The following is a 22,559-nucleotide window of genomic DNA, read 5'->3' as shown; positions in this document are numbered from 1 at the left end:
ATGCGGATCCTGATCGCCGAGGACGAGGAACGTCTGGCCGCGCGGATCGCCGAGGGACTGCGCGACCAGGGCATGGCCGTGGACGTCAGCCACGACGGCGACGACGCCCTCTACAAGGTCGACGTGGCCGGCGCCTACGACGTGCTCGTCCTGGACCGGGACCTGCCCGGCACCAGCGGCGACGAGGTCTGCCGACGCCTGTCCGGCCGTGCCGACGCGCCCATGGTCCTGATGCTGACCGCCATGGCCGGGACCGACGACCGGATCGACGGGCTGACCCTCGGCGCGGACGACTACCTCGGCAAGCCGTTCTCCTTCCCCGAACTCGTCCTGCGGGTGCGCGCCCTCGCCCGCCGGGGCCGCTCCCACGCCCCCCTGCTCACCCGCGGGGACCTCACCGTGGACACCCTGCGCCGGGCGGTCCACCGCGCGGGCCGACCCGTCGCGCTCACCGCCAAGGAGTTCGCCCTGCTCCAGGTCCTGCTCTCCGCCGACGGCGCCGTGCTCAGCCAGGAACAGCTCCTGGAGCGGGCCTGGGACGAGCACGCCGACCCCTTCACCAACACCGTGCGGGTCACCGTCAACCGCCTGCGCCGCAAGCTCGGCGCACCCGACCTGATCGAGACCGTCGTCGGCGCCGGCTACCGGATCGCCCCGTGATGCGCCGCCCGCCCCGCCGCCCCGCCCGGCTGCGCAGGCCCGCGCTGACCATCCGCACCCGGCTCACCCTGACCTACGCGGCCCTGTTCACCGTCGGCGGCACCTTCCTCCTGTTCGCCCTCACCTTCGCCTTCTACCGCGCCATCTTCCGCCCGATGGCCCCCGACCAGATCCCCAGCCGCTTCGATCCCGACCACGACCACTTCGTCGACCTCAGCGACCAGATCCGCTCCGCCGCCACCGAGCACCTCCTGCGCGACGCCTTCCTGCTCCTGCTGCTCGTCGTCGCCGCCTCCGCGCTCCTCGGCTGGTGGGTGGCGGGCCGCATGCTCCGCCCCATCGCCGCGATCACCGCCGCCGCCCGCCGCGCCGGCCAGGCCACCCTGCACGAGCGGCTCGCCCTCACCGGGCCGGCCGACGAGCTCAAAGAACTCGGCGACACCTTCGACGCCATGCTGGAGCGCCTCGACACCGCCTTCGCGGCCCAGCGCCGCTTCATCGCCAACGCCAGCCACGAACTGCGCACGCCCCTGGCCGTCACCCGGACCGCGACCGAGGTCACGCTCGCCAAACCGCACCCCACCCAGGCCCAGTGGCGGGCCATGGCGCACGACGTCGCCCGGGCCACCGACCGGGCCCAGCACCTGATCGACTCCCTGCTCGTGCTCGCCCGGTCCGAACAGCGCCTCGCCGATGTCGTCGACGACGACCTGGCCGACATCACCGCCGAGGCCCTCGACCGGGTCGCCGCCGAAGCCCGCGACCGGGGTCTCCAGCTGGAGACCTCCCTGGACCCGGCCCCCCTGGAGGGCAACCTCGGGCTGCTGGAGATCGCCGTCGCCAACCTCCTGACGAACGCCGTCAAGTACACCCCCGCCGCCGGCACCGTCCGGGTGACCACCAGGACGGTGACCCACCCGCAGGACGCGGACCACCCCGGGGCCCGGGCCGAACTGGTCGTCGCCAACGACGGACCGCCCCTCGACCCCGCCACCCTCGACCGGTTCCTCGAACCCTTCCACCGCGGCGACCACACCCGCCTGTCCGCCGCCCAGGGTGCGGGCCTCGGCCTGTCCATCGTCGCCGCCGTCACCACCGCCCACCACGGCCGGCTCACCCTCACCGCCCGCCCCCGGGGCGGGCTGACCGCCACCGTCGTCCTCCCCCGCAGCAACCGACCGGCCGGCTGAGCGGCCCCGCCCGTCCGCACCGTCCGGGGGGCCATCCGGCTCACCCCGGCCCACCCCGGTCGGCCCCGGGCTGCGGCCCCCGCGGCACTGGGAACGGCCCCGACGGCGCGGGACGGTGGAGGGGACGCACCCAGGAGGTGGCAGCCATGGAGCGCATCCGGATCTCCCGGTGCCCGACCCGCCCGCAACCGCGCCCGCCGCTGGACCTGCGGACCCCGTCCGGCCGACCGATGCCCTACTGACCGGGAGGACACCATGCGACGGACCATCCCCTTCGCCGAACTCGGCCGCGCGGACGTCGCCCTGGTCGGCGGGAAGAACGCCTCCCTCGGCGAACTCACCACCGCCCTCGCGGCCGCCGGGGTCGCGGTCCCCGGCGGCTTCGCCACCACCGCGGACGCCTACCGCGAGTTCCTCGACACCGCGGACCTGCGCCGCCGCGTCGCCGGGCAGCTCGACCGGCTGCAGCACGGCGCCCCGCTGCCCGAGGTCGGCGCCGCCGTCCGGGCCGCCCTGCTGGCCGCCCCGCTGCCGCCGTCGCTCGAAGCGGAACTCGCCGACGCCTACCGCGCGTTGGCGCACTCCGCCGGGCGCACCGACCCGGACGTCGCGGTCCGTTCCAGCGCGACCGCCGAGGACCTGCCGGAGGCCAGCTTCGCCGGGCAGCAGGAGACCTTCCTGAACGTGCGCGGCGTCCCCGCCCTGCTGGACGCCTGCCGGCGCTGCTACGCCTCGCTGTTCACCGACCGGGCGATCGACTACCGGCAGCGGATGGGCTTCGACCAGCTCGCGGTCGCCCTGTCCGTCGGGGTGCAGCTGATGGTGCGCTCCGACCTGGGCAGTGCGGGCGTCGCCTTCACCCTCGACACCGAGAGCGGCCACCCCGGCGTGGTGCTGGTCAGCGCGGCCTGGGGCCTGGGCGAGACCGTGGTCGGCGGGCAGGTCGACCCGGACGAGTACCTGCTGTCCAAACCCCTGCTGGACGCGGGCACGGCACGCACCCCGTTGCTGCGCACCACCGTCGGGGCCAAGCGCCGCAAGGCCGTCTACGCCGAGCACGGCCTCACCCGGCTCGTCGACACCACTGCGGAGGAACGCGCCGCCCGGGTCCTCGACGACACCGACCTCGGCACGCTCGGCCGGTGGGCCGTCGCGGTCGAACGCCACTACGGCTGCCCGATGGACCTCGAGTGGGCCAAGGACGGCCGCACCGGCGCACTCTTCCTGGTCCAGGCCCGGCCGGAGACCGTGCAGTCCCGGCGGGCCGGGGCGGTGCTGCGCCGCTACCGGCTCACCGGAACCGGCGAGTGCCTGGTGGAGGGGCTCGCGGTCGGCCAGGCGGTCGGCCGCGGACCGGTCTGCGCGCTGGCGTCCCCCGGCGAGATCGCCCGCTTCCCCGACGGGGCCGTCCTGGTCGCCGCCGTCACCGACCCCGACTGGGAGCCGCTGATGAAGCGGGCGGCGGCGATCGTCACCGACCACGGCGGTCGCACCTCGCACGCGGCGATCGTCAGCCGCGAACTCGGCGTCCCCGCCGTGGTCGGCACCGGCCGGGCCACCGCGCTCCTGGCCGACGGCCAGGAGGTCACCGTCTCCTGCGCCGAGGGCGAGCGGGGCCGCGTCTACGCCGGGCGGGTCGACTGGGAGGAGACCGAGACCGATCTCCGCGCGCTCCCGACCACCCGCACCCGCGTCATGCTGAACCTCGCCGACCCGGCCGCCGCCCTGCGCTGGTGGCGGCTGCCCGCCGACGGCGTCGGCCTGGCCCGCACGGAGTTCGTCGTCGCCCACCAGGTCCGCGTCCACCCGATGGCCCTGGTGCACCCCGAGCGCCTGACCCCGCAGGACCGGCGGGCCGTCGACGCCCTCACCGACGGGTACCCCGACCGCACCGAGTACTTCGTCGACCGGCTCGCCCAGGGCGTCGCCCAGCTCGCCGCCTCCCGCTGGCCGGACCCGGTGGTCGTCCGCACCAGCGACTTCAAGACCAACGAGTACGCCGGCCTGCTCGGTGGCCGCCCGTTCGAGCCGGTCGAGGCCAACCCGATGATCGGCTGGCGCGGAGCGAGCCGCTACTACGACGACCGCTACCGGGAGGGCTTCGCGCTGGAGTGCCGGGCGCTGCGTCGGGTGCGCGACGAGACCGGCCTGACCAACCTCGTGGTGATGATCCCGTTCTGCCGCACCCCGGACGAGGCCGACCGGGTGCTCGCCGAGATGTCCGCCCACGGGCTCACCCGGGGCGCCAACGGTCTGAAGGTGTACGTGATGGCCGAGATCCCCGCGAACATCGTGCTCGCCGAGGAGTTCGCCGCCCGCTTCGACGGCTTCTCCATCGGCAGCAACGACCTCACCCAGCTCACCCTCGGCGTCGACCGGGACTCCGACCTGCTCGCCCACCTCTTCGACGAGAGCGACCCCGCCGTCACCCGCTCCATCGAGCACCTGGTCACCGCCGCCCACGCGGCCGGCCGCCCCGTCGGACTGTGCGGCCAACGCCCCAGCAACGACCCGGAGTTCACCCGGCTCCTGGTGCGTTGCGGCATCGACTCGGTCTCCGTCTCGCCGGACAGCTTCGCCGCCGTCAAACAGTGCGTCGCCGAGGCGGAGAACGAAGGCTGACGCACCGGGGCCCGGGCCGGCGAACCGTCCGCCGGCCCGGGCCCCGAACGTTCAGTTGCCGCCCGCCCGGTAGACGCGGGGGTGCTCCAGGGTCGGCTCCGTGTCGTCCTCGGTCCAGTCGAGCGACTGGTGCACGGCCACCACGCCGTCGACCGCGCGGCACAGGCGCTCGGCGAGCGGGACGAGGCTGCGGCGGGGGAGCCGGCCGGTGAGGGTGACCACGCCGTCCCGTACGGTGACGGAGACCTCCTCCGGGGGCAGCCACAGGGTGCGGCCGAGGACCTCGTGGAGGATCTCCTCGCGGATCGCGCCGTCGTGCCGCAGGAACACCTGCACCAGGTCGGCCCGGCTGACGATGCCGATCAGGCGGCCGGCCTCGTCCACCACCGGCAGGCGCTTGACCCGGTGACGGTCCATCTGGCGGGCGGCCTCGCCGACGTTCCAGGACGCACGGGCGGTCACCACGGGGCTGGTCATCAGCCCGCCCGCGGTCTCCGCCTCGGCGCGGGCCTGCTCGGCGGGCCGCAGCCAGCGGCCCGGGTGACGGTCCTCCGGGTCGGGCAGGACGGCCTCCTTGCGGAGCAGGTCCGCCTCCGAGACCACACCCACCGGCCGGTCCTGGTCGTCGACCACCGGCACGGCGGTGACGTCGTTGCGGTGGAACAGGGCGGCGACCTCCTTGAAGGGGGTGTCCGGCCGGGCCGTCACCACCTCGCGGGTCATCAGTTCACGGACGCTCCGGTGCTGCATGGTCCTCACTCCTCGGACGCTCGGTTCCGCTACTCCCACCCTCGCCCCGCGCGGCGGCGTCCGGACAGGGCCGACCGGCCCCCGGGCACGGCCCCGGCGGCCCACGCCGGTGCGCGGGGCGGCGGCGGACGCTGGAGGAGGACCCCGGAGGCCGCCATGGAGAACCAGCCCACCCCGACGCCCCGCCCCGGACTGCTCACCTTCCTCGGCGGCGTCGGCACCGTCACCGGCAGCAAGTTCCTGGTCGAGACCGACCACGCCCGCGTCATGATCGACTGCGGCCTGTTCCAGGGCCCGGCCGAACTGCGCCGCCGCAACCGCCGCCCGCTGCCGCTCGACCCCGCCGACGTGCACTGCGCGGTGCTCACCCACGCCCACCTCGACCACTGCGGCCACCTGCCCAAACTGGTCGCCGACGGCTTCCGCGGCCCGGTGTTCACCACCCCGTACACCGCCCGGATCGCCGAGCTGATCCTCCGCGACAGCGCCCACCTGCTGCGCGAGGACGCCGAGCACGCCAACCGCGGCGGCTGGTCCGCGCACCGCCCCGCGCTGCCGCTGTACACCGAGGACGACGTCGAGCGCACCCTCGCCCGCTTCGTCCCCGTCCCGCACGGCGAGGACGTCGAGATCACCGACGGCACCGTGCTGCGCCTGCACCCCGCCGGGCACATCCTCGGCTCCTCCTGGGCACACCTGACCCTGGAGGACGGCCACACCCTCGCCGCCAGCGGCGACCTCGGCCGCCCCGTCCACCCGCTGCTCAACCCGCCCGACCCGTTCACCGGCGCCGACGCACTGCTGATGGAGTCCACCTACGGCAACCGACGGCACGAGGAGACCGCGGCCCGTGCCTGGTTCGCCGCGGCCCTGGAGCGGACGCTCGCCCGCGGCGGCACCGTGGTCATCCCGTCCTTCGCCGTCGACCGCACCGAGGTCGTCCTGCACCAGCTCGCCGAACTGCGCCGCGCCGGACGCCTCCCGGCCGGCGTCCCGGTCCACGTCGACAGCCCGATGGCGCTCGCCACCCTGCGGATCTACCGCGACGCCTTCGCCGAGAAGGCCCCCGAGTTGCGCCCCGAGGTCCTGGAACGGGGCGAGGCGGCGATCAGTCCGGAGCCCTTCCACCCGGTCCGCTCGCTCCAGGAGTCCCTGGCACTGGAGCACAGTCCCGGCCCCGCGGTCCTGGTCTCCGCCTCCGGCATGGCCACCGGCGGCCGCGTCGTCCACCACCTGCGCCGCCTGCTGCCCGACCCCCGCAACACCGTCGTCATCGTCGGCTACGCCGCCGAGGGCACCCGCGCCCGCGACCTGGTCGACGGCGCCCGGGTGCTGAAGATGTACGGCGGCTACGTGCCCGTCCGGGCGGAGGTCGTCGACGTCCCGGCCTTCTCGGCGCACGCCGACGCCGCCGAGGCCGTCGACTGGCTGCGCGCGGCCCCCGCGCCGGCCGCCACCTACCTCGTGCACGGCGAGCCGGAGGGCTCGCAGGCCCTGCGCGACCGGATCGACCGCGAACTCGGCTGGACGGCCGTCGTGCCGCGCTCCGGCGAACGCGTCCTGGTCCGCTGACGGGCCGACAGGAAAGGAGAGTGCCATGAGCACCGTGAAAGCCGCGGTCGGGGACCGCATCATCGTCGAGGCCACCCGCCCCGGTGCCGCCCGCCGGGACGGCGAGATCGTCGCCCTGCACCACGCCGACGGCAGCCCGCCGTACGACGTGCGCTGGTCCGACACCGGACGGGTCTCGGAGTACTTCCCCGGCCCGGACGCCCGCATCCACCACTACGCCCACCCCGCACCGCCGCCGCACCTGTTCGCGGACTGACCCCGCGCCGGGACGGTCAGGACGTCGCGTCCTCGCCGTCCCGGCCGCCGCGCTGCTCCGGTCGATCACCGGCAGCACGCCGCGCGGTGCCCCGGTCAGCGGCGCCACCGTCGTGGCGAAGTCGGTGCCCGGGGCGACGGCGGCCGCGGAGCGGGTCGGACGGCTCCCCGCCCGGGTGCCGAGCCGATCACCCTTCCTCCTCGGACAGCGGTCGGCGGCGCAACCGGCGCAGGTACGGGTCGAACGGGCGACGCGGCTCGACGCGGACCCGTGCGTCGGCGCAGAGCACGCCGTCGGGCCGGACGACGACCGGGCCGATCAGGGCCTCGGTCAGCTGGGGCAGGTCGGTGGCCATCCGGGACGCCCCGACCAGCACCCGGTGCAGGGCGGCGGGGTCGGGGAGGTCGGCGAGCAGGGGCGCGGCGAGGGAGTCGGCGACCATCGCGGGCGGGTCGTCCTGGGTCAGCGGTGCGAGGCGGGCGACCGGCCCGTCCAGCAGCTCACCGGCCGGGCCGCCGAGGCCGAGCACCACCAGCGGGCCGAACACCCCGTCCTGGCGGACGTCGACGCGCAGGTCGACGCCGGGCGCGGCCGCCGGGCGGACCACCACCCCGGCCGCCCGTCCCCCGGATGCCGCGGTGAGTTCCCGGAAGGCGCTGCGCGCCTCGTCGTCCGTTCCGACCGTCCGGCCCGGGTCCCCGACCGGATCCCCGGGGTGGGCCGTCAGCACGGCCCGGCCGTCGTGGCCGGTCCGGCGCAGCGAGCGGGCGGCGAGGACGGCGGTGCGCTCGTCGGTGGCCCACACCGTGGTGGCCAGCGGCAGCCGGTAGCACTCCAGCAGGTCGGCGGTGCGCCCCGGGTCGAGCCACCCGCCGTCCGGGCGTTCGGCGAGGAACCCGTCCACCAGCCGCCGCGCCGCCGCGGGGTCGCAGCCGCGCAGGACGGCCTCCGGCGCGGCCGGCCGGGCCAGCAGGCGCGCCCGCTCGCGGGCCCTGGCCAGGGCGCAGGCGGCGGAGCGGGGGTCGGAGTAGGACGGGATCAGACCGCCGTCCCCGGCCGTCAGGTAGCTGACCGGCACCTGCTGGTCGATCCGCACCACCACGAGCGGCAGCCTGCGCCGTCCCCGGCCGTCGAGCAGCGCCCGCAGCGGGTCCCGCTCCGGGCCGTCGGCCAGCGCGGTCGGCACCAGGCACACCACCAGGGCGTCCACCGCGCCGCTGCGCTCCAGCAGGTCGAGGCAGTGCAGCAGGTGCTCGGGCCCGGCTGCCGGGGTGGTGTCGACCGGGTTGCCGGTGCCCGCGCCGTCGGGCAGCACGCGGTGCAGCCGATCGGCGAGCCCACCGAGGAGGGCGGGCGGGGACAGCCCGGCGTCGGCGCAGGCGTCCGCGGTGAGGACGCCGATCCCGGCGGCGTTGGAGACCACCGCGACCGCGCCGCGCCCCGCGGGCAGCGGCTGGGCGTGCAGCAGGGCCGCGGTCTCCACCAGCTCGGCGACCGAGCGGGTCGCGGTGATGCCGGCCTGGTCGAACAGCGCCGCCCGGGTGGTGGCCGGGACGGCCGCGGCCGCGGTGTGCGCGGCCGCCCCGCGCCGGCCGGCCGCGGAACGTCCGGCGTCGACGGTCAGCACGGGGAAGCGGCGGGTCACCCGGCGGGCGGTGCGGGAGAAGGCCCGCGGGGCGCCGAAGGACTCCAGGTGCAGCAGGGCCAGATCGGTGCGGCCGTCGCCCTCCCACCACTGCAGCAGATCGTTCGCGCTGACGTCGTACTTGTCGCCGAGCGAGACGAACGTCGACACGCCGATGCCCAGCCAGGCGAGCCGCTCCAGCAGCGCGATGCCGACGCCTCCGGACTGCACGGCCACCCCGGCCGTCCCCGGCAGCGGGAACGCGCCGCCGAACTCGGCGTCCAGCCGCACCGCCGGGTCGGTCTGCGCCAGCCCCAGGCTGTTCGGGCCCAGCAGCCGCATCGAGTGCTCGCGGCAGGCGTGCAGCAGCCGCCCGGCCTGCTCGGCGTCCAGCCCGGAGGCCAGCACGACCAGGGCGCGCACCCCGGCCCGCCCGCACTCCTCCGCCAGGTCGGGGACGGCGGCGGCCGGGACGGCGAGCACCGCCAGCTCCGGGATCCGGGGCAGCGCCTCCAGGGAGGGGTAGGCCGGCAGTCCGGCGACCCGGTCGGCGTGCGGGTTGACCGCCCACAGCTCGCCGCGGAACCCGCCGTCGCGGATCTTGCGCAGCACGCCCTGCCCGACCGACCCGGGCCGCCGGGAGGCCCCCAGCACGGCGACCGAGTGCGGCCGCAGCAGGGCGGTGAGGCTGGCCAGGTCCGCGGTGCGGCCGCGCTGCTCCACCGCCCGCAGGTAGCGCTCGTCCGGGTCCGGCTCGGTCAGCGGTACCCGGATCCGGACCTCGCCCTGCGCGTACTGGCGGTGCACCGGTAGTCCGAGGTCGGAGAAGAGACGGTGCACGCCGCTGTTGCCCGCCAGGGCGTCCGCCTCGAAGGCGGTGACGCCGCTCTCCCGGGCGGCGTGCACCAGGTGCTCCGCCAGCAGGCTGCCCACACCCCGGTGCTGCCAGGCGTCGGCGACCGCGAGGGCCAGCTCGGCGGTGCCGGGCCGTTCGGCGGTGGCCTCGAAGTCGGCCTCGCCGACGAGCACGCCCGCCGCCCACGCGCCGAGCGCGCACCGCTCCGGGCGGGGCGGCCCGCACAGCCGGTCGGCCGTCAGTTCCGGGGCGCGGCGGCTGACACCGAGGAAGCGCAGCCGTCGGCTCGCCTCCGACATCCGCTCCGCGTGCAGGGCCAGCACCTGCGGACGGTCGGCCGGGACGACGGGCCGGATGGAGACGGTGCTGCCGTCGGTGAGCAGCGCCTCCTCGCCGGGCTCCGGGTACGCCCGTCCACGCGGTGCCGGGGTGGTGATCGCGGGCTGCTCGGTCATGGCGGTGCTCCTCCGGCCGACGGGGCCTCGGACAGAGGACCCTCCTGCCTTCCACCGTCCGACGCCCGGACCGCGCGGGGCGAGGGCCTGCGGGGCCCTTCCAAGGCGCACCGGACCCCGTCCGCTTGGGCCACCCGGCCCTCCCCGCGGACGGGCTGGCCCCGTAGCGTGCCAAACGGGGGTGGAACGGAGGCGAGCGCGGCGATGGCCACCACCGAGCGGCCGGGCCCGGCGTCGGAGGAAGACCCTCCCGACCCGCGGGAACCCGTCCGATTGCTGCTGCGGCAGCTCCACAGCTCCCCGTCCGGGCTGAGCGGACGGGAGGCCGAGCGCCGACTGACCGTGTACGGGCCCAACACCTTGGCCCGGCAAGGCGGTCGGCGCTGGCCGCGCGAACTGGCCCGGCAGTTCACCCACCCGCTGGCCCTGCTGCTCGCGCTCGCCGCCGCCCTGGCCGCCGTCAGCGGGGCGCCCGCCCTGGCCGTCGCGGTCCTCGCGGTGATCCTGCTCAACGCGGGTCTGGCGTTCGGCCAGGAACGCCAGGCCGAGCGGGCGGTGGAGGCGTTGGCCGCCTTCCTGCCCGACCTGGCGACGGTGCTGCGCGACGGAGCCCGCCGCGAGGTGCCCGCGGCCGGGCTCGTCCCCGGCGACGTGCTGGCCGTCGAGGAGGGCGACCGTGTCCCGGCCGACGCCCGGCTACTGACCGGGACGGTCGAGGTCGACCTCTCCGCGCTGACCGGAGAGTCGGCGCCGGTGGTCCGCACCGCCGAGGCCGAGGATCCCGGCAGCACCCTGGTGGACGCCCCGGAACTGGTGTTCTCCGGCACCTCCTGCACCGGCGGTCAGGCCCTCGCCCTGGTCACCTCGACCGGCATGCACACCGAGCTGGGCCGGATCGCCGCCCTCAGCCAGCGCCGACAGCCGGAGCGGAGCCCGCTGGAGCGGCAGGTGCAGCACGCCGCCCGGCTGATCGCGGCGGTCGCCGTCGGCGCCGGCCTGGCCTTCCTGCCGCTCGGGCTGGCCGCCGGGCTGCCGCTCGCCGCCGCGCTGAGCTTCGCCATCGGCCTGCTCGTCGCGAACGTCCCCGAGGGGCTCCTGCCGACCATCACCCTCGCGCTCGCCGCCGGAGTGCGTGAACTCGCCAGGGCGGGCGCCGTCGTCAAACGCCTCTCCGCGGTGGAGACCCTCGGCTCAACCACGGTGATCTGCACCGACAAGACCGGGACCCTCACCGAGAACCGGATGCGCGTGACGGCCGCCTGGACGCCGCGCTCCGGCGTCCTCGCGGCCGGCGGTCCGCACCCGCCCCCGGCCTTGCGCCCGCTGGCCCGCGCCGCCGCCCGCTGCACCACCGCCGACCCCGTCGCCGCCCGTGGCGACCCGACCGAACTCGCCCTGCTCGACCTCGCGGAGCGGACCGGCTCCCCGCTCACGGCGGCCGAGCGGGACGGGCGGCGCCGGGCCGTGTTCCGCTTCGATCCGCGCCGTCGACTGATGACCACCGTCGACCGGCAGGACGGCGCCCTCGTCCTGCACACCAAGGGCGCTCCCGAGGAGGTCCTGCACCGGGCCGACCGTCTCCTCGACGGAGACACCCAGCACCCGCTCACCGAGGTCGAACGGACCGAAGTGGTCCGACTGGTCGGAGAGCTGGCTGCCCGCGGCCTGCGGCTACTGGCGGTCGCCCGCACCGTGCTGCCCCCCGGCCGTCCCCCGCCCGAACGCCGGGAGGACGCCGAGGAGCACCTCTGCCTGCTCGGCCTGGTCGCCCTGGCGGACCCGCCCCGCCCCGAAGTCCCGGAGGCGATCCGGCAGGCGCACGCAGCCGGCATCGCCGTCCACGTCGTCACCGGCGACAACGGCCTCACCGCCGCCGCCGTCGCCGAACAGGTCGGCATCGGCCACCGCGGGATGCGGATCGTCACCGGCACCGAACTCGACGCCATGGACGACGCCCGACTCGACGACCTGCTCGGCCGCGGCGAGGAGGTCGTCTTCGCCCGGACCTCGCCCGAGGCCAAGCTCCGCATCGCCGACGCCCTGCGCGCCGAGGGCCACACCGTCGCGATGACCGGCGACGGCGTCAACGACGCACCCGCCCTGCGCAGCGCCGACATCGGCGTCGCCATGGGCGGCTCCGGCACCGACGTGGCCCGCGAGGCCGCGACCATGGTGCTCACCGACGACGACTTCGCCACCATCGTCAAAGCGGTGGAAGCGGGACGGCGGACCTACGACGACATCCGCAAGTTCATCGTCTACATCTTCACCCACGCCGTGCCCGAGGTCCTGCCGTTCCTCGTGTTCGCCCTGGCGGGCGGAGCCGTTCCGCTGCCCCTGACCGTCATGCAGATCCTCGCCGTCGACCTCGGCACCGACACCCTCCCCGCCCTCGCGCTCGGCCGGGAACGCGCCGAACCCGGCCTGATGGAGCGCCGCCCCCGCCCGCGCGACGAGCACATCATCCGCCCCGCGATGCTCGCCCGCGCCTGGGGCTTCCTCGGCCTGATCTCCGCCGCCCTGGTCCTGGCCGGCTACTTCCTCACCCTCGCCCGCGGCGGCTGGCACCCCGGTGCCCCCACCGGCCCCGGCACCCCCCTCCACCTCACCTACCAACGGGCCACCACCGTCAGCTTCCTCGGCATCGTCGCCTGCCAGATCGGCACCGCCTTCGCCGCCCGCACCGAGCGCGCCCCGCTGCGCGCCATCGGGGTGTTCGGCAACCCCCGCCTGCTCGGCGGCATCGCCTTCTCGCTGGCCTTCGCCGCCGCGATCGTCCACCTGCCCTGGCTGCACCCCGTCTTCGGCACCGCCGTGCCCACCCCCGTCCAACTGGCCACCGTCGCGCCCTTCCCGTTCATCGTCTGGGGGGCCGACGAACTGCGCCGGGCGGTCCTGCGCCGCCGCGAGCCCGCACGGGTGCCGTCCGCCGAGCCACCGCCGACTCCCGCCGCAGACGACGTCCACCACCCGGTGGCGGTCCTGCTCGCCCGGCACGGCTGGCCGGCCGACCGGCTGGCCCACGCCCTCGGCATCGGCGAACGCGCGGCGGCGGACAGCGTGGCCCGCGCCCGCCGGATCGCGGCGGGCCACGGTCGGCACCGCCCCTGAACCGCGTCAACCCGGTAGTTGCCCCCCGTACCCGGCCCGGGCACGGGGGGCAACTACCGGGTGTCAGGTCTCGTCGTCCTCGTCCCCGGCCGGCGTGCTGGTGATCCGGCGCCCGCTGACGGACGTGGGCCGGATCCGGATCCAGAGCGTGCGCGGCCCGCCCGCCCACGGCTGGACGGCGAGGTCGCGCAGCAGCCGCTGGAGGGTCTCGTGGTCCTCGATCCGCTCGGCGGTGCCGGTGACCAGCACGCTCCAGCCGGTGTGGCGGTGGTCGTCGATCCGGTCGACCTCGAAGGACACCGCGGTGCCGGGCGCGGCGGCGGCGGCCCCGCCCTCGTGGGTGCGGTAGACGACGGTGCCGCGGTCGACGCTGTAGTTGACGGGGAAGACGGCGGGCTCCGGGTCGCCGGGCAGGGCGATCCGGCCGACGGCGGCGATCCGCAGGAAGCCGTTGGGGTCGAAGCCGGGCCCGGCGGAGACGAGGAACTCCAGGTACGGGCGTGACATGCCGGCCTCGCGGGCCAGCGCGTCGGGGCCGAGGCCGAGCACGGCCCGGCGGTCGGCGATCCGGCGGGCGATCGCGTCCGCGGTCGCCGGGTCGGTCTGGGGCTGCCCGAGCATGGGGCCCACCTCCTGGGTCAGGTCCGGAACAGGGCGACCTTGAGCGCCCCGGTGTCGGTGGCGTCGGCGAACACGTCGTACGCCTCCTGCATCTCGCCGAGGCCGAACCGGTGGGTGACCAGTCCGTCCACGTCGAGCCGCTTCGCGGCGAGCAGGTCGAGCAGCAGCGGGGTGCTGCTGGTGTCGACCAGGCCCGTGGTGATGGTGACGTCCTTGATCCACAGGTCCTCCAGGTGCAGCACGGCGGGCCCGCCGTGCACACCGACGTTGGCCACCCGCCCGCCGGGGCGCACCACCCGGGTGCACAGCTCGAAGGTGTCGGGGACGCCGACCGCCTCGATCGCCACGTCGACGCCCAGTCCGTCGGGGCCGAGCGCGCGCACCGCGCCTTCGACGTCGCCGTCGCCGCGCAGCACCTCGTCGGCCCCGGCCCGCTCGGCGGCGGCCAGCCGGTTCGCGTCCAGGTCGACGGCGACGATCCGGCGCGGCCCGTACAGGCGGGCGGTGGTGATCGCGGCCAGGCCGATCGGCCCGGCACCGACCACCGCGACGGTGTCGCCGGGGCCGACCCGGCCGTTGCGCACGCCGACCTCGAAGGCGGTGGGCAGGATGTCGGCGAACACCAGCGCGGTCTCGTCCGCGACGCCGTCGGGGAGCCGGTGCAGCGAGTTGTCGGCGAACGGGGTCCGCACGTACTCGGCCTGGGTGCCGTCGACCAGGTGCCCGAGGACCCACCCGCCGCCGCCGGTGCACTGCCCGTACACGCCGCCGCGGCAGTAGGCGCAGCGGCCGCAGGCCGAGATGCACGACACCAGCACCCGGTCGCCGGTCGCCACGGTGCGCACCGCGCTGCCGGTCTCGACGACCGTGCCGACGGCCTCGTGGCCCAGCACCCGGCCCTCGGCGACCTCGGGGACGTCGCCCTTGAGGATGTGCAGGTCGGTGCCGCAGACGGTGACGGCGTCCACCCGGACGATCGCGTCCTCCGGCTCCCGGAGCACCGGGAAGGGGACCTCGCCCCAGGTGCGGCGGCCGGGCCCGTGGTAGGTCAGTGCCAGCATCGCTCTCACGTCCTCGTGTCGGTCGCGGCTGCTTCCACCTCCAGCTTCGCCGCGGACCGGGCGCCGGCCATGGGCCTGCCAGGGGCCGGGTACGGGGCCGACCGGCCCCATCGGACGGCGCCTGCGAGGCAGCGCGCCTAGGCTGGAAGGCGCCGTCACCGAGCCCGGAGGATCACGGTGAGCAGCGCAGAGGAGAGCCCGACCCCGTTGCCGCAGCTCAAGCTCGACGACCTGCTGGACGAGCTGCAGAGCCGCCTCGACGCCGCGCGCGGCACCCGGGACCGGGTGCACAGCCTGCTGGAGGCCGTCCTGGCGGTCGGCCGCGACCTGGACCTGACCCAGGTGCTGCGGCACATCGTCGAGGCCGCCGTGACCCTGGTCGACGCCGAGTACGGCGCGCTCGGCGTGATCGGCGAGGACCGCAGACTGTCGCAGTTCGTCCCGGTCGGCCTCACCGAGGAGCAGACCCGGCGGATCGGCCCGCTGCCCTCGGGCCACGGCATCCTCGGCGAGCTGATCCGCCACCCGCAGCCGCTGCGCCTGCCCCGGCTCGCCGACCACCCCGCCTCCTACGGCTTCCCGCCGCACCACCCGCCGATGAACAGCTTCCTCGGCGTGCCGATCCGCATCCGCGGTAAGGTGTTCGGCAACCTCTACCTGACCGAGAAGCGCGGCGCGGAGGAGTTCGACGCCGAGGACGAGTCGGTGCTGGAGACCCTCGCCGTCGCGGCCGGCGTGGCCATCGAGAACGCCCGGCTGTACGCCCGGGCCCGGCTGCGCGAGCAGTGGCTCGCCGCCGGGGCCGCCGTCACCAACAGCCTGCTGTCCGGCAGCGCCGAGCAGGAGGTGCTCGACCTGCTGGTGGCCCGCGCCGCCGGGATCGCCCGCGCCGACCTGGCGGTGGTCGCCCTGCCGCTGCCCGGCAGCGGCGAGCTGGAGGTGCGGATCGCCGTCGGCCACGGCGCCCGCGAGCACCACGGCCTGGTGCTCCCGCTGGAGGGCACCTTCATGGGCGCGGCCGCCCGCACCGCCACCCTGGTCACCAGCGCCGACGTCCACCACGACCCGCGGATCACCGCCGGACCGCCCCGCTGGGAGGGCCTGGGCCCGGCCGTCGCGCTGCCCATCGGCACCGCCGACCTGGGCGTGCGCGGCGTGCTGATGCTGGCGCGCAAGGCCGGGGCGCCGCTCTTCGAGCCGGACGAGTCCACCCCCCTGACCGCCTTCGCCGGGCAGGCCGCCCTCGCCATGGAACTGGCCGAGCGCCGCCGCGACTCCGAGCGGGTCGCCCTGCTGCAGGAGCGCGACCGGATCGCCCGCGACCTGCACGACCTGGCCATCCAGCGGCTGTTCGCGGTCGGGATGACCCTCCAGGGAGCCACCCGCTTCATCGACCACCCGCAGGCCGAGGAGAGGGTGCTGCGGGCCATCGACGAACTCGACGAGACCGCCCGGACCATCCGCGCCACCATCTTCGGACTGCGGGCGCGCGAGGCCGGCCCGGCCGCCCACGGCCTGCGCGCCGCCGTGGTCGCGGCCGTCGAACGGGCCACCGGGGCGCTGGGCTTCGCCCCCGCCCTGCGGATGACCGGCCTGCTGGACGTCGGCGTGCCCGGGCGGGTCGCCGACGAGGCCGCCGCCGTCCTCCAGGAGGCGCTGTCCAACGCGGCCAAGCACGCCAAGGCCGGCACCGTCGAGGTGACGGTCGCCGCGGACGCGGGGCACCTGACGGTCACCGTCTCCGACGACGGCGTGGGACTGCCCGAGGGCGGCCGCCGCAGCGGGCTGGCGAACCTGGCCGAGCGGGCCGCCGCGCTCGGCGGCGAGTTCCGCGCACAGGCCCGGCCCGCAGGCGGCACCGAACTGGTGTGGAAGGTCCCGCTGCCCGACGGCTGACAGTCCGTCCGGCGGCCGGACGGTCCGGTGGTCCGACGCCCCGGTGGCCCGTCAGCCGTCGAGCACCTCGGCGGCCGGCCGCCGCGGGGTCGGCGCGCCCTCCGGGCCGTAGCCGAACCGGATGAGCATCTGCGCGAACGCAGGCCCGTGCCGGGCGTCCCTGGCCTCCCACCGCAGGAACCGCCACTCCATGGCTTGGTGCAGCAGCGAGGCCCGCACCCCGTGCACCGTCGCCGCCAGCAGCACGTGCTCCAGCGCCAGCCCGGCCCGCAACCAGTCCTCCGGCCCGTCGCCGCGGGTCAGCAGCACGGCGATCCGCGGACGCGCCTCGAACCGCTGCGGCGCGAGGTGGCGTTCCGGGGCGAGCGCGCCGAAGTCCCGCATCGGCAGGCGCCCGTCCGCGTCCTGCGGGCCCAGCGCGGCGGCCGGGACGCCGTCCGGCCCCGCACCGGGCTCCCGCAGCCAGCGGCGGCTCTCGGCCCGCTGGGCGGGGTCGACGGTGTTGCGGCGCTCGGCCTCGGCGGTCAGCCGCAGCAGCCGCGCCGTCTCCTCCTCGTCGGGCAGCAGCAGTTCCGCGCCCTCCGCCCGGGCCGCCTCCGCGAAGTCGGCGAGCACCCCCTCGGGCACCGGCGGCCCGGTGAACGGCGAGCGGGCCGAGTGCCGCCGCCAGATCGCGTCGTACAGCGCGTCGACGGCGGGGACGCGGCAGGGTGCGGGCTCGTCGAGCCGCACCCCGGCCAGCAGGTCGGGTTCGGCCGGGTCGGGCAGCAGCCGCACCCCGGGGGCCCAGCCGAGGTGGCGGGCGGCGGTGCGCAGGTTGAACACCGCCGCACCCACCGAGACGTGCAGCGCCCGGCCCTGCGGGTCGATGGCGGGCAGGGCGCGCTCGGGGGCGGCCCGCACCTCCAGCACGGAGGTCTCCGGCACCAGGCGGAAGCGCCACGGCTGGGTGTTGTGGACGGACGGCGCCGCGACCGCCGCGGAGACCAGGGTCTCCAGCGCGGGGGCGTCCAGCACCGGGGCGGTCACGGCGTCCACCCCGCTCCGCCCTCGCCCGGCCCGGCCGCGTCGCGCAGCGCCCGCAGGCGCAGGCGGTACTCCTCGGGGTCGATCTCGCCGCGGGCCAGGCGCTCGGCGAGCACCTGCTCGGGCCCGGACCGCTGCTCGGGCGGGCGCGGCGCGGGCGGCGGCTGCTGCGCCGAACGCCCCGCGTAGCGGAACAGCACCACCGCCGCGGCGACCAGCAGGCCCAGGAACAGCAGGGTGGTGAACACCATCAGACCGACGCCCCAGCCGTTCATTCCGTGGTCGTCCCAGTACATCATCACGGCCTCCCGGGCCGGTGGGCGCCGGGGCGGCGCCCTTCACCGTCCACGTTGCGCCGGGGCGGCGGCACCGCGCATGGGCCGGACGGCCCCGTCGGCGGTGCCGGTCGGGTTCAGTGCGGCCGAGTCGGACGGTGCTCGTCCTCGGCGTGCGCGGCCAGCACCGCGGCCTGCAGACGGCGTTCCACGCCCAGCTTGCCGAGCAACCGGGAGATGTGGTTCTTGACGGTCTTCTCCGACAGGTACAGCTCGTGCCCGATCTCCCGGTTGGTCCGCCCCTCGCCGATCAGCGCCAGGATCTCCCGCTCGCGCGGGGTCAGCCGGGCCAGCGCCGCCTCGGTGCCGCTCTCCTCGTGGTGGCGCAGGCTCTCCATCAGCTTGCGGGTGGTCGCCGGGTCGAGCATGGACTGCCCGGCGGCCACCGTGCGCACCGCGGCGACCAGGTCGGCGCCCTTGACCTGCTTGAGCACGTACCCGGCGGCCCCGGCCATGATCGCGTCCAGCAGGGCGTCGTCGTCGTCGAAGGACGTCAGCATCAGGCAGGCCAGCTCCGGCATCCGGTCGCGCAGCTCCCGGCACACCGTCACGCCGTCGCCGTCGGGCAGCCGCACGTCCAGCAGCGCCACCCGGGGGCGCAGGGCAGGGACCCGCGCCAGCGCCTGCGCGCAGCTGCCGGCCTCGCCGACCACCTCGATGTCCGGCTCGGCCTCCAGCAGGTCCCTCACCCCGCGGCGAACCACCTCGTGGTCGTCGAGCAGGAACACCGTCACGCGCTGCCCGGCCTCGCCGGACTGGGTCTCGTCCATGTGGGCTCCCGGGACGTCCGATGCGGTCTCCCTCCGATTCTGCCCGCCGCCCGGCCGTCCGGCGCGGCACCGGGGCGGCGCGCACACTGGAACCCGGACCCGCACGACAGGAGGCGGACCGTGCACCCCGACCCCCCGGCCCGGCGCGAGCCGACGACGCCCGACCCGTGGACCCTGCACTGGAGCGGCTACGAGCCCGCCGAGGAGGGGCTGCGCGAGGCGCTGTGCACGGTCGGCAACGGCTACCTGGCCACCCGGGGCGCCGCGCCCGAGGCGGTGGCGGACGGCGTGCACTACCCGGGCACCTACCTGGCGGGCTGCTACGACCGCACCGGCTCCGTGATCGGCGGGCGCATGTTCGCCCACGAGGACCTGGTCAACTGCCCGAACTGGCTGCCCGTCACCTTCCGCGGCGCGGGCGGCGAGTGGTTCGCCGGGCCGCCCGAGCGGCAGGAACTCGAACTCGACCTGCGCCGCGGCGTCCTCGTCCGACGTGCCGTGTGCGTCGACGGCGAGGGTCGGCGCACCCGGCTGCTCCAGCGTCGGATCGCCAGCCAGGCCCGCCCGCACCTCGCCGCCCTGGAGACCGTCCTCACCCCCGAGGACTGGTCCGGCCCCCTGGAGGTCCGCTCCGCCCTCGACGGGACCGTCGCCAACACCGGCGTGCCCCGCTACGCCGGCCTGACCGGACGGCACCTGACACCGCTGGGCCAGGGATCGGAGCCGGACGGGACGCTGTGGCTGGAGGCGTCCACCGGCGCGGGCCGGCGGATCGCGCTCGCCGCCCGCCACCTGCTGCGCGCCCCGGGACGACCGGCCGAGTTCATCGACGGGACCCGGACGGGCCTGGCGGCGCAGACCCTCGTCCTGGACGCCGCCGCCGGGGTGCCCGTGACCCTCGACAAGGCCGTCGCCGTGTGCACCTCGCACGATCCCGCCACCGGCGACCCGCTCGACGCCGCCCGGCAACTGGCCGCCGCGGCGCCCGACTTCGATGTCCTGCTGGCGGAACACGCCCTGCGCTGGGAGCAGTTGTGGCGCCGCTGCCGACTCGACGCAGACTTCCCCGGCCTCGGCCCGCTGCACCTCGACCTGTTCCACCTGCTGCAGACCTGCTCCGAGCACTCCGCAGACCTGGACGTCGGCGTCCCGGCCCGCGGCCTGCACGGCGAGGCGTACCGCGGCCACGTCTTCTGGGACGAGCTGTTCGTGCTGCGCGTCCTCGACCTGTGCTTCCCCGAACTCGCCCGCGCCGTGCTCCGCTACCGCCACCGCCGCCTCGACGCCGCCCGCAGCGCCGCCCGGGCCGAGGGCCGCCGGGGCGCGAGCTACCCGTGGCAGAGCGCGAGCGACGGACGGGAGCAGTCCGCCCGGATCCACCTCAACCCGCTCTCCGGCCGCTGGCTGCCCGACCACAGCCACCTGCAGCGGCACGTCGGCTCCGCCGTCGCCTACAACGTCTGGCAGTACTACCAGGCCACCGGCGACCGGGACTTCCTCGCGGAGGCGGGAGCCGAGACCCTGGTGGAGATCGCCCGGTACTGGGCATCGGCCGCCGAGTACGCCCCCTCCAGGCAGCGCTGGTCGATCCGCGGCGTGCTCGGGCCCGACGAGTACCACGACGCCTACCCCTGGGCGGACGGACCGGGCCTGGACGACAACGCGTACACCAACGTCCTCGCCTCCTGGGTGCTCGCCCGCGCCGCCGACGCCCTCGACGCCCTCCCGGCGCGGCGCCGCGCCGAGGTCGCCGAGCGCCTCGCCCTGGACACCGACGAACCCGACCGCTGGCAGGAGGTCGGCCGCCACCTGCACGTGCCCTTCCACGACGGGGTGGTCAGCCAGTTCGACGGCTACGAGCGCCTCGCCGAACTCGACTGGGACGCCTACCGCCGCCGCTACCCCGACCTGCGCCGCCTCGACCGGATCCTGGAGGCCGAGGGCGACAGCGCCAACCGCTACCGGGTCTCCAAACAGGCCGATGTCCTGATGCTCTGGTACCTGTTCTCGGCCCGCGAGGTGCGCGACCTGCTGCGCCGCCTCGGCCACCCGGCCGGCCACGAACTGATGCGCCGCACCGCCTCCTACTACCTGCGCCGCACCGTCCACGGCTCCACCCTCAGCTCCGTGGTCCACGCCTGGGTGCTGACCCGCTGCGACCGCCGCGCCTCCTGGCGGTACTTCCGCGACGCGCTCACCGCCGACCTGCGCGACTCGCAGGGCGGCACCACCCGCGAGGGCGTCCACCTCGGGGCGATGGCCGGCGCCGTCGACCTGCTGCAGCGCTGCTACACCGGCCTGGAGCTGCGCGAGGACGCCCTGTGGCTGGACCCGCGCCTGCCGTCCGCACTCGGCTCCCTCACCATGGACCTGCGCTACCGGGGCCACTGGGGCGTGCGGATCACCGTGGACCGGAAGAACGTGACGGTCGCCCTCGACCCGGACCACCAGGAGCCCGTCGCGGTGCGCCTGCGCGGTACGGCCGCCCGGGTGGGGCCCGGCGAGAGCCGCACCTTCGCGCTCTGACCGGGACGGGCCCGGTGTCCCGTCCGGTGGGGCCGGTCGGCCCTCGCCCGCCCGACGGGCCGTGCCTAGCGTGGAAGTGATCCGGCCGTCACCGGACAACGGCCGCCGCACCGGTGGAGGAGCCATGACATCGCCCACCGAACCCCGCCCGATCGTGCTGGGCGTCGACGCCCGGCAGGTCAGCCCCGTGGTCGTCGGCTGGGCCGCCGACGAGGCCGAGCGGCGCGGACTGCCGCTGCGGCTGGTGCACGCCGTCCCCGACGAACCCCGCGACCGGCGCGGCGACGGCCCCGCCTACCTGCGCTCCCTGCGCGAGGCCGGGGCGCAGGCGCTGGAGAAGGCCGAGGGCATGGTCGCCGAACGCCGTCCCGGGCTGCGCTTCCGGTCGGCGCTGCGCGACGGCCCCCCGGCCCCGGTGCTGTGCGCGGAGTCCGAACGGGCCGCGCTGGTGGTGCTCGGCACCCGCCGCCTGGGCCGCCTCGCGGAGGTGCTGAGCCGCTACTCGGTGACCGTCCCGGTCAGCGCCCAGGCGCACTGCCCGGTCGTGGTGGTGCGCGAGCCCGAGCACACCACCCTCCAGCCGCCCTACGTCGTGGTCGGCGTCGACGGCTCCCCGGCCTGCGGGCCCGCGGTGCGCTTCGCCGCCGACCTGGCCGCCCGCCGGGGCGCGGCCCTGCGCGCCGTGTGGGTCCGGCGCACCCCCGTGCGGCCGTTCGAGCCGTCGGAGGACGAGGCCGAGGTCCGGCGGCGCCTGTTCGAGGGCCCGGCGCCGACGAACCGCTGAACCGGGAGAGGTGAACGGACGATGCGTGCCGTGATCGTCTACGAGAGCTCGTACGGCAACACCGGACAGGTCGCTGCCGCGATCGCCGACGGCGTCCGGCAGGCCGACCCGGACGCCGAGGTGCGGTGCCTGCCGGTCGCCGGGGCCGGGACCGTCGGGGACGTCGACCTGCTGGTGGTCGGCGGCCCCACCCACATGCGGGGCATGTCCACCCGTCTCAGCCGCGCCCTGGCCGCCAAGGCGGGCGCACCCGGGCACGGCTCCGGCCTGCGGTCCTGGCTCCGCACGCTGCCCGACGGCGGGCCGGGCGCCCGGGCCGCCGCGTTCGACACCCGTGCCGGGGTGAAGCACGCCGGTGCGGCGGCCGACGGCATCGCCGCCCGCCTCACCGAGCACCACTGGGACCTCGCGGCCGAGCCCGCCGGCTTCCTGGTGGAGGACACC

17 protein-coding genes are annotated in these 22,559 nt (G+C 76.3%); 10 read left to right on the top strand and 7 right to left on the bottom strand.

The features are described from left to right. The 3 genes from OO57_RS24240 (at nucleotide 1) to ppsA (ending at nucleotide 4,472) form a co-directional block, all read left to right on the top strand. On the top strand, nucleotides 1-660 hold the full coding sequence (locus OO57_RS24240) for a response regulator transcription factor (protein WP_033254739.1): 660 nt from the start codon (nucleotides 1-3) through the stop codon (nucleotides 658-660). Then, nucleotides 660-1,850: a sensor histidine kinase gene (locus OO57_RS24235; RefSeq protein ID WP_051778180.1), complete on the top strand. Its 1,191-nt coding sequence runs from the start codon at nucleotides 660-662 to the stop codon at nucleotides 1,848-1,850. Before OO57_RS24240 ends, OO57_RS24235 begins: the two co-directional genes overlap by 1 nt. 255 nt (nucleotides 1,851-2,105) lie before the next feature. After that, nucleotides 2,106-4,472, top strand: coding sequence for a phosphoenolpyruvate synthase (gene ppsA, locus OO57_RS24230; RefSeq protein ID WP_033254738.1), 2,367 nt, complete (start codon nucleotides 2,106-2,108; stop codon nucleotides 4,470-4,472). 51 nt (nucleotides 4,473-4,523) lie between these two features. Here ppsA and OO57_RS24225 read toward each other — a convergent pair whose 3' ends face one another. Then, nucleotides 4,524-5,222: a CBS domain-containing protein gene (locus tag OO57_RS24225; protein WP_033254737.1), complete on the bottom strand. Its 699-nt coding sequence runs from the start codon at nucleotides 5,220-5,222 to the stop codon at nucleotides 4,524-4,526. 156 nt (nucleotides 5,223-5,378) lie between these two features. Here OO57_RS24225 and OO57_RS24220 point away from each other — a divergent pair, with 156 nt between their 5' ends. Continuing rightward, nucleotides 5,379-6,794, top strand: coding sequence for an MBL fold metallo-hydrolase RNA specificity domain-containing protein (locus OO57_RS24220; protein WP_051778179.1), 1,416 nt, complete (start codon nucleotides 5,379-5,381; stop codon nucleotides 6,792-6,794). 25 nt (nucleotides 6,795-6,819) lie between these two features. Beyond that, complete coding sequence (locus tag OO57_RS24215; protein WP_051778178.1) at nucleotides 6,820-7,050, top strand: DUF1918 domain-containing protein; 231 nt, start codon at nucleotides 6,820-6,822, stop codon at nucleotides 7,048-7,050. A gap of 187 nt (nucleotides 7,051-7,237) precedes the next feature. On the opposite strand, the gene OO57_RS24210 is transcribed toward OO57_RS24215, so the two are convergent. Further along, nucleotides 7,238-9,985, bottom strand: coding sequence for a GNAT family N-acetyltransferase (locus tag OO57_RS24210; protein WP_081973915.1), 2,748 nt, complete (start codon nucleotides 9,983-9,985; stop codon nucleotides 7,238-7,240). A gap of 204 nt (nucleotides 9,986-10,189) precedes the next feature. Between OO57_RS24210 and OO57_RS24205 the strand changes: the two genes are divergently transcribed. Then, on the top strand, nucleotides 10,190-13,096 hold the full coding sequence (locus OO57_RS24205; RefSeq protein WP_063737632.1) for a cation-translocating P-type ATPase: 2,907 nt from the start codon (nucleotides 10,190-10,192) through the stop codon (nucleotides 13,094-13,096). Between the two features lie 63 nt (nucleotides 13,097-13,159). Here the strand turns inward: OO57_RS24205 and OO57_RS24200 are convergent, their stop codons facing one another. Next, complete coding sequence (locus OO57_RS24200) at nucleotides 13,160-13,717, bottom strand: pyridoxamine 5'-phosphate oxidase family protein (RefSeq protein WP_051778177.1); 558 nt, start codon at nucleotides 13,715-13,717, stop codon at nucleotides 13,160-13,162. A 17-nt stretch (nucleotides 13,718-13,734) separates the two neighbouring features. Then, on the bottom strand, nucleotides 13,735-14,778 hold the full coding sequence (locus tag OO57_RS24195) for a zinc-dependent alcohol dehydrogenase family protein (protein WP_033254736.1): 1,044 nt from the start codon (nucleotides 14,776-14,778) through the stop codon (nucleotides 13,735-13,737). 177 nt (nucleotides 14,779-14,955) lie between these two features. Here OO57_RS24195 and OO57_RS24190 point away from each other — a divergent pair, with 177 nt between their 5' ends. Continuing rightward, on the top strand, nucleotides 14,956-16,674 hold the full coding sequence (locus OO57_RS24190) for a GAF domain-containing protein (RefSeq protein WP_033254735.1): 1,719 nt from the start codon (nucleotides 14,956-14,958) through the stop codon (nucleotides 16,672-16,674). A gap of 51 nt (nucleotides 16,675-16,725) precedes the next feature. Here OO57_RS24190 and OO57_RS24185 read toward each other — a convergent pair whose 3' ends face one another. The 3 genes from OO57_RS24185 to OO57_RS24175 all read right to left on the bottom strand — a co-directional run bounded on the left by OO57_RS24185 (nucleotide 16,726) and on the right by OO57_RS24175 (nucleotide 18,805). Next, nucleotides 16,726-17,712 carry an Acg family FMN-binding oxidoreductase gene (locus OO57_RS24185; protein ID WP_324606797.1) on the bottom strand — a complete coding sequence of 329 codons (987 nt, stop codon included), beginning with the start codon at nucleotides 17,710-17,712 and terminating at the stop codon, nucleotides 16,726-16,728. Beyond that, a complete protein-coding gene (locus OO57_RS24180; RefSeq protein ID WP_033254734.1) occupies nucleotides 17,700-17,999 on the bottom strand; it encodes an SHOCT domain-containing protein in 300 nt (99 codons plus the stop codon). The genes OO57_RS24185 and OO57_RS24180 overlap by 13 nt, the downstream gene beginning before the upstream one ends. Before the next feature lie 113 nt (nucleotides 18,000-18,112). Continuing rightward, the gene (locus tag OO57_RS24175) at nucleotides 18,113-18,805 is read right to left on the bottom strand and encodes a response regulator (RefSeq protein ID WP_033254733.1); all 693 of its coding nucleotides are present in this window, start codon (nucleotides 18,803-18,805) and stop codon (nucleotides 18,113-18,115) included. Between the two features lie 120 nt (nucleotides 18,806-18,925). On the opposite strand from OO57_RS24175, the gene OO57_RS24170 reads away from it, so the two are divergent. The 3 genes from OO57_RS24170 to OO57_RS24160 form a co-directional block, all read left to right on the top strand. Then, nucleotides 18,926-21,331, top strand: coding sequence for a glycoside hydrolase family 65 protein (locus tag OO57_RS24170; protein WP_081973914.1), 2,406 nt, complete (start codon nucleotides 18,926-18,928; stop codon nucleotides 21,329-21,331). A 124-nt stretch (nucleotides 21,332-21,455) separates the two neighbouring features. After that, a complete protein-coding gene (locus OO57_RS24165; protein WP_051778176.1) occupies nucleotides 21,456-22,115 on the top strand; it encodes a universal stress protein in 660 nt (219 codons plus the stop codon). Nucleotides 22,116-22,136: 21 nt separating this feature from the next. Further along, nucleotides 22,137-22,559: flavodoxin domain-containing protein (locus OO57_RS24160; RefSeq protein ID WP_033254732.1), on the top strand; the 423-nt coding region annotated here is incomplete at its 3' end.

It is taken from the genome of Kitasatospora phosalacinea, assembly GCF_000717185.1.
GTDB classification, from domain to species: Bacteria; Actinomycetota; Actinomycetes; order Streptomycetales; family Streptomycetaceae; genus Kitasatospora; species Kitasatospora phosalacinea_A.
This window is presented reverse-complemented; position numbering and strand designations above follow the sequence as displayed.

Bases quoted from the DNA above. Each gene is read 5' to 3' on its own strand.
- OO57_RS24240 (WP_033254739.1), top strand. From the start codon at position 1: ATGCGGATCCTGATCGCCGAGGACGAGGAACGTCTGGCCGCGCGGATC.
- OO57_RS24235 (WP_051778180.1), top strand. From the start codon at position 660: ATGCGCCGCCCGCCCCGCCGCCCCGCCCGGCTGCGCAGGCCCGCGCTG.
- ppsA (WP_033254738.1), top strand. From the start codon at position 2,106: ATGCGACGGACCATCCCCTTCGCCGAACTCGGCCGCGCGGACGTCGCC.
- OO57_RS24225 (WP_033254737.1), bottom strand. From the start codon at position 5,222: ATGCAGCACCGGAGCGTCCGTGAACTGATGACCCGCGAGGTGGTGACG.
- OO57_RS24220 (WP_051778179.1), top strand. From the start codon at position 5,379: ATGGAGAACCAGCCCACCCCGACGCCCCGCCCCGGACTGCTCACCTTC.
- OO57_RS24215 (WP_051778178.1), top strand. From the start codon at position 6,820: ATGAGCACCGTGAAAGCCGCGGTCGGGGACCGCATCATCGTCGAGGCC.
- OO57_RS24210 (WP_081973915.1), bottom strand. From the start codon at position 9,985: ATGACCGAGCAGCCCGCGATCACCACCCCGGCACCGCGTGGACGGGCG.
- OO57_RS24205 (WP_063737632.1), top strand. From the start codon at position 10,190: ATGGCCACCACCGAGCGGCCGGGCCCGGCGTCGGAGGAAGACCCTCCC.
- OO57_RS24200 (WP_051778177.1), bottom strand. From the start codon at position 13,717: ATGCTCGGGCAGCCCCAGACCGACCCGGCGACCGCGGACGCGATCGCC.
- OO57_RS24195 (WP_033254736.1), bottom strand. From the start codon at position 14,778: ATGCTGGCACTGACCTACCACGGGCCCGGCCGCCGCACCTGGGGCGAG.
- OO57_RS24180 (WP_033254734.1), bottom strand. From the start codon at position 17,999: ATGATGTACTGGGACGACCACGGAATGAACGGCTGGGGCGTCGGTCTG.
- OO57_RS24175 (WP_033254733.1), bottom strand. From the start codon at position 18,805: ATGGACGAGACCCAGTCCGGCGAGGCCGGGCAGCGCGTGACGGTGTTC.
- OO57_RS24165 (WP_051778176.1), top strand. From the start codon at position 21,456: ATGACATCGCCCACCGAACCCCGCCCGATCGTGCTGGGCGTCGACGCC.